The 15,408-nt window shown below is 69.2% G+C and carries 12 protein-coding genes; 8 read left to right on the top strand and 4 right to left on the bottom strand.

Going from position 1 to position 15,408, the window contains the following annotated elements:
• Window positions 1–44: 44 nt before the first annotated feature.
• The 6 genes from GOARA_RS04565 (at window position 45) to GOARA_RS04540 (ending at window position 7,401) form a co-directional block, all read left to right on the top strand.
• Complete coding sequence (locus GOARA_RS04565) at window positions 45–1,721, top strand: FAD-dependent oxidoreductase (protein WP_007321126.1); 1,677 nt, start codon at window positions 45–47, stop codon at window positions 1,719–1,721.
• The gene (locus tag GOARA_RS04560; protein ID WP_007321125.1) at window positions 1,718–3,019 is read left to right on the top strand and encodes a glycosyltransferase family 4 protein; all 1,302 of its coding nucleotides are present in this window, start codon (window positions 1,718–1,720) and stop codon (window positions 3,017–3,019) included. Before GOARA_RS04565 ends, GOARA_RS04560 begins: the two co-directional genes overlap by 4 nt.
• Window positions 3,019–3,732 (top strand): class I SAM-dependent methyltransferase, encoded by a 714-nt coding sequence (locus tag GOARA_RS04555; RefSeq protein WP_007321124.1) that lies wholly within the window; start codon window positions 3,019–3,021, stop codon window positions 3,730–3,732. Before GOARA_RS04560 ends, GOARA_RS04555 begins: the two co-directional genes overlap by 1 nt.
• Window positions 3,733–3,734: 2 nt before the next feature.
• The gene (locus GOARA_RS04550; RefSeq protein WP_007321123.1) at window positions 3,735–4,814 is read left to right on the top strand and encodes a glucosidase family protein; all 1,080 of its coding nucleotides are present in this window, start codon (window positions 3,735–3,737) and stop codon (window positions 4,812–4,814) included.
• A gap of 477 nt (window positions 4,815–5,291) precedes the next feature.
• Window positions 5,292–6,149, top strand: coding sequence for an LLM class F420-dependent oxidoreductase (locus GOARA_RS04545; protein WP_007321122.1), 858 nt, complete (start codon window positions 5,292–5,294; stop codon window positions 6,147–6,149).
• Between the two features lie 52 nt (window positions 6,150–6,201).
• Window positions 6,202–7,401 (top strand): winged helix-turn-helix domain-containing protein, encoded by a 1,200-nt coding sequence (locus GOARA_RS04540; RefSeq protein WP_007321121.1) that lies wholly within the window; start codon window positions 6,202–6,204, stop codon window positions 7,399–7,401.
• Between the two features lie 51 nt (window positions 7,402–7,452).
• Here the strand turns inward: GOARA_RS04540 and GOARA_RS04535 are convergent, their stop codons facing one another.
• A complete protein-coding gene (locus GOARA_RS04535) occupies window positions 7,453–8,079 on the bottom strand; it encodes an MspA family porin (protein WP_083834774.1) in 627 nt (208 codons plus the stop codon).
• Window positions 8,080–8,217: 138 nt separating this feature from the next.
• On the opposite strand from GOARA_RS04535, the gene GOARA_RS04530 reads away from it, so the two are divergent.
• Window positions 8,218–12,048: a WD40 repeat domain-containing protein gene (locus tag GOARA_RS04530; RefSeq protein WP_007321119.1), complete on the top strand. Its 3,831-nt coding sequence runs from the start codon at window positions 8,218–8,220 to the stop codon at window positions 12,046–12,048.
• Between the two features lie 27 nt (window positions 12,049–12,075).
• On the opposite strand, the gene GOARA_RS04525 is transcribed toward GOARA_RS04530, so the two are convergent.
• The gene (locus GOARA_RS04525) at window positions 12,076–12,744 is read right to left on the bottom strand and encodes a class I SAM-dependent methyltransferase (protein WP_007321118.1); all 669 of its coding nucleotides are present in this window, start codon (window positions 12,742–12,744) and stop codon (window positions 12,076–12,078) included.
• Between the two features lie 52 nt (window positions 12,745–12,796).
• Here GOARA_RS04525 and GOARA_RS04520 point away from each other — a divergent pair, with 52 nt between their 5' ends.
• The gene (locus GOARA_RS04520) at window positions 12,797–13,765 is read left to right on the top strand and encodes an NADPH:quinone oxidoreductase family protein (RefSeq protein WP_007321117.1); all 969 of its coding nucleotides are present in this window, start codon (window positions 12,797–12,799) and stop codon (window positions 13,763–13,765) included.
• 57 nt (window positions 13,766–13,822) lie between these two features.
• On the opposite strand, the gene GOARA_RS04515 is transcribed toward GOARA_RS04520, so the two are convergent.
• Together GOARA_RS04515 and GOARA_RS04510 are read right to left on the bottom strand one after the other, a co-directional pair.
• The gene (locus tag GOARA_RS04515) at window positions 13,823–14,584 is read right to left on the bottom strand and encodes a DUF6929 family protein (protein ID WP_007321116.1); all 762 of its coding nucleotides are present in this window, start codon (window positions 14,582–14,584) and stop codon (window positions 13,823–13,825) included.
• On the bottom strand, window positions 14,584–15,408 hold an 825-nt coding region (locus tag GOARA_RS04510; protein WP_007321115.1), incomplete at its 5' end, for an amidohydrolase family protein. The genes GOARA_RS04510 and GOARA_RS04515, both read right to left, overlap by 1 nt.

Here is a 15,408-nt window from a genome sequence, read left to right as displayed (position 1 = left end):
GAACTAGAACACGTTCTACCTGACGATCCGCGAGGTATCACCAGATGGCGCACGTTATCACTCGGCCGTGCTGTAACGATGGCAGCTGCGTAAGCGTCTGTCCGGTCAACTGTATCCACCCCACGCCCGACGAGCCCGAGTTTCTCACCGCCGAGCAGCTCTACATCGACCCGGAGACCTGCATCGATTGCGGTGCCTGCATCGACGAGTGCCCCGTCGAGGCCATCTTCCCCGACGACCAGCTGGCGGCGAAAGACGAGCCCTACCTCCAGATCAACGCCGACTACTACAAGGATCACGACGTCGACGGCGGGCTCGTGCCGCCGAAGAAGGCGCCGCCGCTGCCCGACAAGCCCCTGCACGTTGCCATCGTCGGCGCCGGCCCGGCCGCGCTGTACGCCGCCGAGGTCCTCGTCCGGAAGCCGACCGTCACGGTCGACGTCTTCGACCGTCTGCCCACGCCTCACGGGCTGGTCCGCTTCGGCGTCGCACCCGACCACCCGGCGACCAAACTCGTCGAGCGCGGCTACGCCTCGACCGCCAACAAGAAGAACTTCAACTATTTCCTCAATGTGAAGGTCGGGCAGGACATCACGCACGCCGAGCTGGCGGAGCGCTACCACGCCGTCGTCTACGCGGTCGGCGCCGCCACCGACCGGCGCCTGGGCATTCCCGGCGAGGACCTGCCCGGTTCGATCTCGGCCACCGAGTTCGTCGCCTGGTACAACGGTCACCCCGACTACACCGACCTCGACGTCGACCTGTCCAGTGAACGGGCGGTCGTCGTCGGCAACGGCAACGTCGCTCTCGACGTGGCGCGCATCCTGGTCACCGATCCCGACGACCTGGCGAAAACCGACATCGCCGAGCACGCACTGGCGAAGCTGCGCGAGTCGAACATCCGCGAGGTCGTGATCCTCGGCCGCCGCGGCGTCGCGCAGGGGGCGTACACCAACAGCGAGTTCCTCGCGCTCGGCGACGTCGAGGGCGTCGACGTGATCATCGACCCCGACAACCTCGTGCTCGACCCGGCGTCGCAGGACGCTGCCGACTCCGATGAGCTCGACTCGACGGTTGCGACCAAAGTGCGCCTGGCGCAGGAGTTCTCGCAGCGACCGGCCACCGAAGGTAACCGGCGCATCGTGTTTCGCTTCCTCGCGTCGCCGGTATCGCTCGACGGCGACGATAAGGTGGCGTCGATGACGATTGTGAAGAACGCGTATGACGAAGAGTCGGAACGGGTTTCGGTCACACCGACCGACGAGACCGACACCATCGACACCGGGCTGGTGCTGCGCTCGATCGGCTACAAGGGCCACGCGGCGGCGGTGCCCGATCTGCCGTTCGACGATGCGCGCGGCGTCGTCCCCAACGACGCCGGCCGCGTCCTCGACGGCGATTCGCCGATGGCCGGCGTCTACGTCACCGGATGGATCAAGCGCGGTGCGACCGGCGGCATCGGGCGCAACCGGCTGTGCGGCGAGGAGACCGCGGAGGCGGTTCTCGCCGACTTCATCGACGAGAAGCTGACCGACCCGGCGGCCTCGCGCGAGGAGGTCGAGAAGCTGATCGTCGAGCGCGGCGCCAACCTGATCGACCTGGCCGGGTGGAAGAACATCGATGCGGCAGAGAAGTCGGCCGGCCGCGAGGCGGGCCGGCCGCGACTCAAGATCACCGACGTCTCCGCGCTCGAAGCGGCAGCGGAAGCGGCGGGCTCGTGAGGATTGCGCTGCTCTCCTACCGGAGCAAACCCCACTGCGGCGGTCAAGGCGTCTACGTGCGCCATCTTTCGCGAGAACTCGCGTTGCTCGGTCACGACGTCGAGATCTTCTCCGGCCAGCCCTATCCGGATCTCGACCAGGCGGCGATCGACGCCGGTGTGCGTCTGACGAAGGTGCCCAGTCTCGACCTGTACGGCGAGCCCGAACCGTTCCGCACCCCGCGGCTCGGCGAGTACCGCGACTGGATCGACGCGATCGAGGTCGGGCAGATGTGGACCGCCGCCTTCGGCGAACCGCTCACGTTCAGCCTGCGCGTGGCGCGCCTGCTGGAGCAGCGTCGCGGCGACTTCGACATCGTTCACGACAACCAGAGCCTCGGCTACGGTCTGCTGCGGCTGCCGAAGATGGGCTTTCCGCTCGTCGCGACCATCCATCACCCGATCACCCGCGACCGCGCGCTGGCGGTCAAGGCGGCCAAGGGGTGGCGCAAGATCACCGCGGCGCGCTGGCATTCGTTCTTGGCCATGCAAGGGCGAGTGGCGCGGCGAATCCCGGTGCTGCTCACCGTGTCTCGCAGCAGCGAGGTCGATACGCGCAAGGCGTTCAACATCCCGATCGGCCGGCTGGCGACCATCCCGCTCGGCGTCGACACCGAATTGTTCCGGCCGCCCAGTCGGGCGGACCGAGGGGAATCCGGCACGGCTGCCCGGGTGCCCGGCCGCGTCGTCTGCGTCGCCAGCGCCGACGCGCCGCTCAAGGGCGTCTCTTACCTGTTGGAGGCGATCGCCAAGGTGGCCGCCGAACGCCCCGTCGAACTGACACTGGTGTCCAAGCTGGACCCGGCCGGACCGTCGGCGCGGCTCATCGAGCAGCTGTCGATCCGCGACCACGTCCGCGTCGTCAACGGCATCGACGACGAGGAGCTCGCCGAACTGCTCGCCACGGCGGAAGTCGCCTGCGTGCCGTCGCTGTACGAGGGGTTCTCGTTACCCGCCGTCGAGGCGATGAGCTGTGGCACCCCGCTGATCGCGACGCGCGCCGGGGCGATTCCCGAGGTCGTCGGCGAGGGGGAGGGCGCGGGCGCGGTACTGGTGCCGCCGCGCGACTCCGGCGCCATCGCCCAGGAACTGCTGCGGCTGCTCGACGACGAGCAGGCCCGCGCCGAACTCGGCGCCGCGGCACGTAAGCGCGTCGAGGAGAACTTCAGTTGGGCGGCCGTCGCGGCGAAAACCGTCGCGCAGTACCAACGCGCCATCGACCAGGCCGGCGCCGCAGCCGTCGGAGAAGGAGAAGGCTAGTGCTGACCGTGGACTTCGACCGGCTTCGAGTCGGTCCCGATACCGCCGCCATCGACATCGGCGCCGGTCAAGGCCGGCATTCGTTCGAGATGTTCCGGCGCGGCGCCGACGTCATCGCATTCGACCAGTCCGAATCGGACATGAGCGACGTCGGGGAGATGTTCGACGCGATGATCGCCGAAAAGCAGGTCCCCGCGTCGGCGAAGGCCCGCGCGGAGGTGGGCGACGCGCTGCACCTCCCGTACGGCGACGACTCCTTCGACGTCGTGCTGATGTCGGAGATCCTCGAGCACGTGCCGGCCGACGACGCGGCGATCGCCGAGATGGTCCGTGTGCTCAAGCCGGGCGGCCGGGCCGCGGTGACCGTCCCGCGGTACTGGCCGGAAAAGGTGTGCTGGGCGCTGAGCGACGAGTATCACGAGGTGGAGGGCGGGCACGTCCGCATCTATCGCGCCTCGGAGCTGGCGTCGAAGCTGACCGCGGCGGGTTTGACGGTCACGGGCACCGGCCACGCGCACGCGCTGCACGCGCCGTACTGGTGGATCAAGTGCGCAGTGGGCGTCGACAACGAGCGCAACCCGCTCGTCCGCGGCTATCACCAACTGCTCGTCTGGGACATGATGAAGGCGCCCGCGCTGACCCGCACCGCCGAGCGGATGCTCAACCCGGTGATCGGCAAGTCGGTCATCCTGTACCTGGAAAAGCCGCTCTAACAGTGGGTTTCGAGCTTCCGGAGCTGCGTGGCGTCCTGACTGCGGATCAGGTCGCCGCCACCGGTGCCGCGATCGCCGCGATGCAGGAGCCCTCCGGCGCGCTGCCGTGGTTCCCCGGCGGCAAGACCGATCCGTGGGATCACGTCGAGTCGGCGATGGCGCTATCGGTGACCGGCCTCGTCGACGAGGCCGTTGCCGCGTATCGGTGGTCGGCGCGCGAGCAGCGGCCGGACGGATCGTGGCCGATCGAGTACCGGCAGGGCCGGGTCGTCGACGGCGGAATCGACAGCAACTTCTGCGCGTACATCGCCGTCGGTGTGTGGCACCACCGCCTCGTGACGGGTGATCGCGATTTCCTCGTCGAGATGTGGCCGACTGTGCGGGCGGCGATCGATCTCGTGTGCCGGTTCGCCCGTGCCGACGGCGCGTTCCGCTGGGCCGCCGACGGACAGAGTTTCGCCATGTTCGACGAGGCGCTGCTCACCGGCAACGCCAGCATCCTGCAGTCGTTGGACTGCGCGGTGAGCATCGCTCGGGAGATGGGCGCCGACGCCGAGGCGAGCCGGTGGTCGAAGGCGCAAGCCGCGCTCGCGCGGGCCTTCGACGCGGTGTTCGCCGAGGTCGGCTCGGCACCCGACGGCGTCGTGCCGGGGGTCTTCGTCGAGCCGTCGGCGCACTCGATGGACTGGTACTACCCGGTGCTGGGCGGCGCGGTCCGTGGCGATGCGGCCCACGCGCTGATCGATTTGCGCTGGGAAGAATTCGTCGTCGAGGGCAAAGGCATCCGCTGCATCGACCACCGACCGTGGGTGACCGGCGCGGAGACGAGCGAGCTGGCCTTGGCGCTGGAAGCGATCGGCCGTCGCGACGAGGCGGTCACGCTCGTCGAGGACATCGGGCATCTGCGCGATCCGGACGGCTCGTACTGGACCGGGCTGGTGTACGCCGACGGCAAGCGCTGGCCGGTCGAGAAGAGTTGCTGGACCTCAGCCGCCGTCGTGCTGGCGGTCGACGCGCTGAGCCGCTGCTCCGGCGGAAACGGTGTCTTCCGCGATGTTCGCCAGGCGGCGCCCGTCCGCTGAGCCGGCATGTTCGGGTTGCGTGGTCTCGATACAACCGCTCCTTCGTCGCGGTCACTCGACCACCCATTGAGGACCGCCGCCCATTGAGGACAGTCGCCCATTGACGACGGCAACCCATTTGAAGGCGGTCGGTCTTTTGGTGGTCGAGTGCCGGCGAGGCGCTAGCCGAGCCGGCGTATCGAGACCCGGTGGGTCGAGCGCCTGGTGAGGCGCCCGCTGAGCCGGCATGTTCGGGATGCGGGGGTCTCGATACACCGACGTCGCAAGCTCCGTCGGCACTCGACCACCCATTGAAGACGGCCGCCCATTGAGGACGGTCGCCCATTGAGGACGGCCGCCCATTGGAAGACGGTCGGTGTTTTGGTGGTCGAGTGCCGGCGAGGCGCTAGCCGAGCAGGGTGTATCGAGACCCCATGCCAACTCGCACTAGAACGTGTTACAGTTTTCTGAACTAGACACCTGTCCAGGAGGCGTCCGATGGAGTTCGGAATCGTGCAGTTCACCAGCGACCGCGGATTGCCGCCGCACGTCCTGGCTCCGTTGATCGAGCAGGCCGGCTTCGCGTCGTACTACGTGCCCGAGCACGGTCATATCCCGACCCGGCGCGACGCCGCACACCCGGGAACCGGCACGTCGGAACTCCCCGACGACCGCTACATGCGCACGCTCGATCCGTGGACCACCCTCGCCGCCGCCGCGGCGGTGACCGAGCGGATCCGGTTGGCGACCGCCGTCGCACTGCCCGTGCAGTCCGACCCGATCACCTTGGCGAAGACCATTGCGACCCTCGACCACATCTCCGGTGGGCGCGTCACGCTCGGCGTCGGGTTCGGCTGGAATCTCGACGAGCTGGCCGACCACAATGTGCCGCCCAAGCGCCGGCGGACGATGCTGCGCGAGTACCTCGAGGCGATGCGCGCCCTGTGGACGCAGGAAGAAGCCGAATTCGACGGCGAGTTCGTGAAGTTCGGTCCCAGCTGGGCATGGCCGAAGTCGACGCAGGCGCACATCCCGGTGCTGGTCGGCGCGGCCGGCAACGAGAAGAACTTCAAGTGGATCGCCCGTAGCGCCGACGGCTGGATCACGACTCCCGGCGAAACCGACATCGAGGGTTCGGTCGATCTGCTCAAGCAGATCTGGTCCGACGCCGGCCGAGACGGCGACCCGCAGATCGTCGTGCTCGACTTCAAGCCCGTACCGGAGAAGCTGGAGAAGTGGCGTGACCTGGGCGTGACGACCGTGCTGTACGGGCTGCCGGACGACTCCGTCGAACGCGCGTCGGGCTACTTGGCGAAGCTGGCCGGCAAGCTCGGCTTGGCCCCCGTCTCCGCCTGAGACCGCCCACGCGGTCGGCAGTCTTGTCGGGGTGTGCCGATAGCGTGGGCCCATGAGTTCGTCGCTGAGCGCTGCCGAGGCTCGTCGCGTCGCGCTGGCCGCACAGGGATTCGCCAACACACCGCGACTGCGCAAGCGCCGGCCGTTCGATCCGTCCCTCGATCGGCTCCACGTGCTGCAGATCGACTCGGTCAACGTGTTCGCGCGCAGCCACTATTTGCCGGTCTTCTCCCGGCACGGGCAATACGACCCCGATGCTCTCGACCGTCATCTGTGGCGCAGCGGCGAATTCACCGAATACTGGGCCCACGAGGCAGCCTTCGTGCCGGTACGGGACCGTGGGCTGTTCGGGTGGCGGATGGCGGAGTACCGGGAGCGGCATCGGCGCGAAGGCCGCGCCGGCGCGTTGTCGTCGACGCTGCAGCGGGTGCGGGCCCAACTGGCCGACGGCGGTCCGCAGTTCGTGCGCGAACTCGAGGAGGGGCCGCGCGACAACCGCGGACCGTGGTGGGATTGGAGCGAGACGAAACGAGCCGTCGAACTCCTCTTCGCCTGGGGCGAGGTCGCCTCGGCCGGGAGGGAAGGGTTCCAGCGCCGATACGCGCTCGCCGAGGACGTGCTGCCGGCGGAGGCACTCGTCCCGGTCGCCCGCGACGACGCCCACCGGCTACTCGTCGAGCGCGCCGCGCTTTCCCTCGGCGTCGCGACGCTGGCCGACCTCGCCGACTACCACCGGCTCAAGACGGCCGATGCGCGCCTGGTCGTTGGGGAACTCGAAGCCGAAGGGCTTCTGCTTCCGGTGCGGGTTGCGGGATGGACGAACGCGGCGGGCAAACCCGAGCCGGCATGGCTGCACCGCGACGCGCGCGTGCCCGGCCGGCTGGCACCCGATGCGCTGCTCACCCCGTTCGACCCGGTCGTGTGGTTCCGACCGCGCGCCGAGCGCATGTTCGACTTCCACTACCGCATCGAGATCTACACGCCCAAGGAGAAGCGCAAGTACGGCTACTACTGCCTGCCGTTGATGGTGAGCGGGCGTCTCGCCGGTCGGATCGACCTGAAGGCCGATCGGAGCGGCCGGGCCCTACTGGTGCAGGCGGCCTGGCAGGAGGAACGCGCGCCGGCCCGCACCGTAGAGGCCGCCGTGGAACTGCTCGCCCAAGCGGCGGCCTGGCAGGGGCTCGGCGAGGTGCGGGTCAGCGGCGTCGGGAACCTGCCGCTGCCGCAGCGGTTCGACGCCGCGACGGCTTGACGCGTCGCTACCGGTCTCACGGCCTCTCTGCAGACCCGGCGATGATTGTTGTCAGACCTGCCGCGGAACCCCCAGCGCGACCACCTGGTAGACGCCGGCTTTCGTGGTGACCAGGATCCGCGCGAAGGGACGGACCGTGACCGGGCCGACCGCGTTGTACACGGCCAAGTGGATCCCGTCCCAGTCGATGGCGAACCGCGGGTTGGTCATGGTGACCTTGAGTGCCTCGACCTCCTGGATCTTGCCCGGCGCGACTCTGAAGCTCACGTCGGTGGACGGGATGATCGTCGCTTCCGCACCCAGCTCGGGGCCGAATTCGCCGCCGATCTTTCCCGACGCGCTGGGCGGCGCACCGATTTCGCCGCCGATCTCGGGACTGACCTTCGCGGCGATGCCGCCGATGACCTTCAGGTCGGGCGTGTGCATGGTGATGTCGACCCCGTCGGGGGCGATGGCCACCGGGTAGCCGAACTGGTAACCGAGGGTCAGCGTGGCACTCACGCCCTTCTCGTCGAGTCCGGTGACGCGGGCCCACGTCTTGGCCGTCATGAACGCTTCCTTGGTGGCCGGGTTGGAGTCCAGCGGCGCGACGGGGCGATCCGGGCTAACACCGAGCGAAACATGGGTTCCTCCACGTGGTGCCCGCTGTCGAGCGGGCGAATGGGCTGTTTCGATCACTGTCCGGCGGCAGGGACCATCGGCATATTCGGCCGGTGGAGATTGGGGGCGTCAAAGCAGGTCAGACGTCGTTTCCCAGTTTTCCGGACCGGATCGCACAGTTCGCCGGAAGCACGGTCGGCTGGGTACGGTTCGGGGGTGAACCAGGCATCTGGCGAGGCAACCGGTCGCTTCGCGCATCAGCTCACGGCATTGTTCGACGCCGCCGGCTCGCCCACCCTGGAGACCGTTTCGCGCGGTGCGGCGAAGCTGTCGCCGTCGACCCCGACGGCCTCGGTGCAGCGCATCAGCGACTGGCGACGCGGCCGGCACCTGCCGGCCTCGTTCGACTCGCTCGAGCCGGTCCTCACGTGGCTGATCCTGCGGGCGCAGATGCGCGACCCCGAGCGGCAGGTCCCGCCGCTACCGAGATGGCGGCACTGGTGGAGTCTGGCGCGCGACGGGGGAGAGTCGACGATCCCCGCACCCGGCCCGCACGTCGACGTGCCCTATGTCGGGTTGGCACCGCTCGCGCCGGAACAGCGCGACGTGTTCTTCGGCCGTGACGACGTTCTCGACGAGTTCGGCGCGCTGATCGCCGAGGCGGCCGCGGCTGCCGTGCCCCGCGACCGGGTGATCGTCGTGACCGGGGTATCCGGTGCCGGAAAGTCGTCACTGCTCGGTGCCGGCGTCGCGCGGTTGTTGCAGCGGCATGCGTCCGACGGCGACCGCTGGGCGGTCGACGCTCGCTATGCGGTCGAACTCGTCGAGGGCTCCGATATGGCGACCGAGGACGACGACGATTCCGCGACCGTTTGGATCCACACCGTCGACCAATGCGAGGGGCTGCTCGTCGGCGGGTTCACCGCGGGACAGATCGATGCCGCGGTGGCTCGGATGCTGGACCTCGCCGCCGCCCCGGGGCACGTGGTCGTGCTGGGCATCCGCGCCGACATGTACGAACGGGCCGCCGCGATCGACGTGCTGGCCCACGCTTGGCAGCGCCGCTCGCTGATCGTCGGACCGATGAGCGACGATCAACTCGCCGACATCATCGTCAAACCGGCCCGTGTCGCCGGACTGCGCGTCGAGCCGGGGCTGGCGGCGCGGATCATCGCCGATCTGCATTCGGCCTCACCGTCCGACGCCGACAACCGCGCCGGGCAACTTCCGCTGCTGGCCCATGTGCTCGCCGAAATGGCGGCCCGTCGTCGCGGGGAGTCGCTGAGTCTCGCCGGGTACCGCGCGCTCGGGGGCGTCGGCACCGCCATCGCGGCCACCGCCGAGGACGCGTTCACCTCCTTGCCCGACGACGAGCAGCCGGTCGCCGAGCGGTTGCTGCTGGCGCTGGTCCACGTCGCCGCCGACCGCGTCGTCGTGCGGGTACCGCTCGACGCGCCGGGGATCGCCGCCGTGGACCCCGACCACGACGCGCTCACGCATATCGTCGAGCAGCTCGCGGCGGCACGACTGCTGATCGTCAGCGACCGCGGCATCGTCCTCATCCACGACGCCGTGCTCACCCAGTGGCCGCGGATGGCCGACCTGATCGAGCGGTCGCGCGTGCTCAAGCCGGTCCTGCAGCGCGTCACCGTCGACGCCGACGACTGGGAGACCAGCGGTCGCGACGACGCCCAGCTCTACGACGACGCCCGCTACCACCGCAGCGCGGTCGTCGCCGACGATCCGCTGCTCCCGGCGCGCGCGAAAGACTTCCTCGACGCGAGTGGCCGGCATCTCGACCGCGCCGCTCGCCGCCGGCGGCTGCGCCAGACGGCCATCGCGATGCTGGCGGTCGTCGCGATGCTGGCAGCGGGGATCGCCATCGCCGGCAATGTGGCCCTCGGTCACCAGCGCGACGACGCGCGGTTCGCCGAACTCCTCGCCACCGCCGAACAGACCAGATCCACCGATCCGGGGCTGGCCGCGCAGCTGTCCGTGGCGGCGTGGCGGCTGCGACCGGATGACTCCGACGCCCGCTTCGGCGTGCTGCGCACCCAAGACCTTCCGCTGCCGCGCTCCAGCGAGCGCCTGCACCGCGGGCCGATCTACGACCTGGTCGTCGCCCGAACGCGCGGGCTGATCGCCACCGCCAGCTACGACCGGACCGTGCGACTGTGGGCGGGCCCCAGGCTGCGGCCCTATCCGACGCCGGTGATCGTCGGGGATTTCGCCACGTCGGTGGCGTTCAGTCCCGACGGCAACAGCCTGGCGGTGGCTTCGGGCAACGGAGCGATCGCCGTCTTCGACGTCACCGACCCGTCGCGTCCGGCGCTGTTGCACAGGCTGGCGGTTCCGCCCAGTGCGGGGACCGCGTACATCCTGGCGTTCAGTCCGGACGGCCGTGTGCTCGCGACCAGCCACGACAACGGCACGGTCGCGCTCTGGGACGCCGACCGCGGATTCGTGGCGCGCGGGACGGTCGACGGCGACTCCGGTCCCGTCCGGAGTCTGGCGTTCGGCCCGACGGGGTCGCTGCTCGCGGCCGTGACCAGCGGGGGTGCGGTGCTCGTCGTCGACGTCGGTGACACCGCCTCGCCGCGCGTAGTGGCCACGATGCGCGACGGTGTGGGCATCGGCTGGCATTCGGTCGCCGTGTCGCCCGACGGCAGGGTTCTCGCCGCCGGGCGCGACAACGGGACGATCGGCGTGTGGGGCCTGACCGACCCGCGTGCACCCAGATTCGTCGGCTTCACCATGAACGCGCACCCCGACGCGATCTGGTCGCTGGACTTCACCGCTGACGGGCAGACGCTGGTCACCGGCGGCCTCGATGGTGCGGCCCGGCGGTGGGCGGTCGCCGACGTGGTGGATCCGGCTGTGCAGCGCCAGCCGCTGCAACAGATCGGTTCCGAGATGCGCTCGGGCGGCGGCGGGATCATGGCCGTCGACTTCCTCGCCGACGGCACCCTGCTCACCGCCGGAGGCGCACGAACGATCAGTGCGTGGAACCTCCCCGATTCGCCCGTCCCCGGACACCGCTCACCGATTCGGCGCCCGGCCACCGACGCCATGGGCACCGTGGTGGTCACCGCGGGATCGCTGCGGATAGCCGTGTGGCGGATCGATGGGGACCGCCCCCGGTTCGCGTCGACGATCGCGCTGCCCGGCGCGAAGGCGGCGAGCGATGTGGCGGTCAGCCCGGACGGCAGGCTGTTCGCCGCGGCTCTCGAAGGCGGGGGAACGGTCGTCGTCTACGACATCTCCGACCGCGCGGCTCCGCGGCTGGTCAGCACCCTGCCGACCGGAACACGGCACGTCGGGCTCGTCGAGTTCGCTCCGCGCGGGTCGATGCTCGTCACCGCCGACACGGATTCGTCGCTGCGGCTCTGGTCGTTGGGCGACCCGTCGTCGCCCCGGCCGCTGGGCAGGCTGTCGGGGGTCGACGGATTCGTCGAATCGGCCGCCTTCTCCCCGGACAACTCGACGATCGTCGTCGGTTCAGCCGATCACCGCACGTACCGGTGGTCCATCGGCGACCCGGCGCGGCCGACCGGTCCGAGCGTCGACACGGTCCACCAGGGAATGGTGCTCGGCGCGGTCTTCAGTGCCGACGGCAGGTTCGTGTACACCGGGTCCGACGACTCGACGATCGTCGTGCAGCGCGTCGACGGCTCCTCGTCGACGGTGGTCCGGCGCATCCCCCGGCCGTCGAGGGTGACCTCGTTGTCGCGGTCGGCAGACGGTCGCTGGCTGGCGGCCGGGACCGATCGCGGCACCGAGCTGTGGTCGCTCGACGATCCGTCGGATCCGCGGCACGAGGGCACCGGTTTCGGTGGGAAGTCCGACGCGCTGCTCCTGCGGACCGTCGCCTTCGCCGGGTCGTCCCGCGTGTTCGTCGGCGGCCATCAGATGCTGGCGTGGTGGCAGATCGACCACGAAGCGCAGGCACGCCGGGTATGTGCGGCGACGGGCGGCACGCTGACCGAGGAGCAGTGGCGCACCGCGGCGCACAACCTCCCGTTCCGCGAGCCGTGCCCGGAATCCTGAGACGCCCCGCACTCGGCGTCGCGAGGGTCAGCCGGCGGCGACGCGCTGGAGCACGCGCAACGAGCCGTGCGCCGCGACCTCCTCGAACAGACCGCTGTCGAGTGCCTGACGGTAGATCTCGTAGGGCGGGCGGCCACCGTCGGCCGGATCGGGAAAGACGTCGTGGATGAGCAGTCCGCCACCGATCCGCACCCACGGCGACCAGCCGTCGAAGTCGTTCTGCGCGGCCGCCATGCTGTGGCCGCCGTCGATGAACACGAAGTCGACCTCCCGGCCCCACATCCGCGCGCCCATCGTCGACGACGCGATGATCCCGATGACGGTGTCCTCCAGGCCGGCATCGAAGATCGTTCGGCGGAACCGCGCCGACGTGTCCAGGGTGCCGGCGTGCGGGTCGACCAGCGACTCGTCGTGATACTCCCAGCCCGGCTGATGCTCCTCGGAACCGCGGTGATGGTCGACCGTTGCCAGCAGCGCGCCGTGGGCCTCCGACACCGCCCCGAGAAACACCGTCGACTTGCCGCAGTACGTGCCGACCTCGACGCCGATTCCGACCGAGTCTGGTTGCGCGACAAAGGTTCCCGCTGCCTCGTGGAGTGCCAGCGCCTCGTCGAGGGGGAGAAATCCGGGGGCCGCCTGTGCCACGTCGAGCCGCTCTCGGCTGAGTGTCGACGGGAGGGTCGTCGGGGAATCCATGAACCTGATCGTATCCGGAGTTGGAACACGTTCCACCGCGTAGGGTGGCCCTATGAAGGCTCAGCTGCTGCGTGAAGAATCCGGCCCCGGCGGCCTCGAACTCGCCGACGTCGACGACCCGAAGCCGGGTGCCGGACAGTACCTCATCGACATCAAGGCCTGCGGTGTCTGCTTCCCCGACCTGCTGATGAGCCGCGGCCTCTACCAGATGCGTCCCCCGCTGCCGTTCACGCCGGGAACCGAGGTCGCCGGCGTCGTGCGCGAGGCGCCCGAGGGCGGGCGGTACCAGGTCGGCGACAAGGTGCTGGTGTTCGCCGGGATCGGCGGCTTCGCCGAGCAGATGGTGGCGGTGCCCGAGCAGATCCTGCCGCAGCCGGAAGGCCTGAGCTTCGCCGAAGGCGCGGCGATGGGCATCAACTTCCAGACGGCGATCTTCGCGCTCAAGCTGCGTGCGCACACCGCACCGGGCGAGGTCGTCGGCGTCCTCGGAGCGGCCGGCGGCGTCGGTGCCGCATCCATTCGCGTCGCGAAGGAAATGGGCGCCAAGGTCATCGCGATCGTCCACCGCCGCGGTGCCGAGCAGATGTTGCGCGACGCCGGGGCCGACGAAGTCGTACAGCTCGAAGAGGGCTGGGGCGACAAGGTCAAGGCATTGTCCGACGGCGGTGTCGACGTGATGATCGACCCCGTCGGCGGCGACGTCTTCGACGACGCCCTGCGCACCGTCGCGCCGGACGGCCGGTACGTCGTCATCGGGTTCGCCGCGGGCGGCATCCCGACCGTCAAACTCAATCGCGTGCTGTTCCGCAACATCGACATCGTGGGCGCCGCGTGGGGCGAATACATCCGCACCCACCCGGATGTGCCGGCGATGCTGCACGACGAACTCATCGAGATGATCGACGGCGGAATGCGGCCTCCCGTCGATGCGACCTACACGCTGGCTCAACTGCCGCAGGCCCTGCACGATCTGCACGAGGGGAAGGTTCGCGGCAAGGCCGTCGTCGTCATCGGGGAGTGATGCGACAAATTCGTCGCTCCTGGAACCGCTGATGGACGATATGTCCACGACGGCTCGCTACGGCGACGAATTTGTCCGCTCGCGTAGCCGTGGCCGGCGCTGAGGATGCCGAGCGCGGCCCCTACGAGGGCGCCGTCGTGATACGAGTCGGAGGTGTCTTTCGGCAACGGCCGCGACGACGATGGTGTCGTCGTCGAGCGAGCAAGCGTCGGTGACGCAGAGCGGCACACCATTCACATGCGGCAAGCGAAGGGTGCTCGCCGCCAGGATCTCAACCGGCTTTCCGGCCAGCACACGGGCGAGGTCGACGGCGAGGATCGCATTGTCGGGATGTGCGGCGTTGCCGCGGTTGAAGACGAGCAGGCGGTCGTCTCGGGCAATCGCCCCTTCGACATTGACCTCCTCGACCACTGCCGCGATCGCCGTGTACAACCGCGAAAGGTCGAGGACGTCGACACTGCGTACCTCGCCGCCGTCGGTGAGCCCGACCAGCGCGCCACGCCGTCGGTTCGCGGTGGATCCCGACCCGAGCGCTAGCAGCGTGCTCGGCGCCTGCGCTGCGGGTAGTAGCAGCAAGACCTCGAAGTCGGGCTTCGCAGCCTTGCGCATCGCGGCATCGGCAGGCATGACTTCGGGGAGCAGCCGGACCAATCGGCCGGGCGCGTCATTCTCCGACGAGAAGACCGCAAGGCTGCACTCGTCGTCGCCGACGATGTAGAAGCGCGTCCCGAGCACGACGATCCCGCTGGCGGCGGATAGGTGATCGTGGCCCGACGCGGACTGCTCAGTCAGGGTGAGATCGCGAAGGCGCGTGAGCATTACGACGCCTTTTCCAGGCCGAACAGTGCGGCGGCGTTTTCGTAGAGCACCTTGCGCAGCCATTCGTCGCCGAGATCGAGGCGAATGAGGGCGTCGATTCCGTGCGCATACGGGTACGGAATGTTCGGATAGTCCGAACCCCAATAGACCTTGTCTCCGATTGCCTTCACACGCCGCAGCGCCTCGCGCGGATACGGCGCGCCTTCCTCGGCGAAATCGGTGAACGACATCGTCGTGTCCAGACCAACGTTTTCGTAGCGCTCGGCGAGATCGAGGAAGTCGAGGTATTCCGTCGTCCCCATGTGCGCGACGATCAGCCGCAGTTTCGGGAACTCGCGCAATACGTTCGCGACCGGCGCGGGCCCGGTGAAGCGACCGGGTGCCGGACCGGATCCGCAGTGGATCACGACCGGCAGACCCGAGTCCTCGACCAGTCCCCACACCGGCGTGAGCATCGGATCGTCGGGGGAGAAGTCGCCGACCTGGACGTGCACCTTGAAGATTCGCGTGCCGGCCTCGATGGCCGCGGCGGTGTAGCCCGGTGCGTCCGGCTCGGGGTAGAAGGTCGACGTGTGCAGGCAGCGGGGTTCGCGCGCGGCGAAGTCGAGCGCCCACGAGTTCAGCCACGCGGCCATGTCGGGTTTGTGCGCGTAGATCATCGAGGTGAACGCCTGCACGCCGAATGCCGTCAGACCGTCGACACGAGTCTGCTCGGTAGCCCGGTAGTTGATCGGCCACTCGCGGCCGAGCTTCGGGCCAGCCGAGTCGAAGTACGCCCACACCTTGTCGAGTACGTTGCGCGGCATGAAATGGGTATGAATATC

This window comes from Gordonia araii NBRC 100433 (assembly GCF_000241265.1).
Taxonomy (GTDB): domain Bacteria; phylum Actinomycetota; class Actinomycetes; order Mycobacteriales; family Mycobacteriaceae; genus Gordonia; species Gordonia araii.
This window is presented reverse-complemented; position numbering and strand designations above follow the sequence as displayed.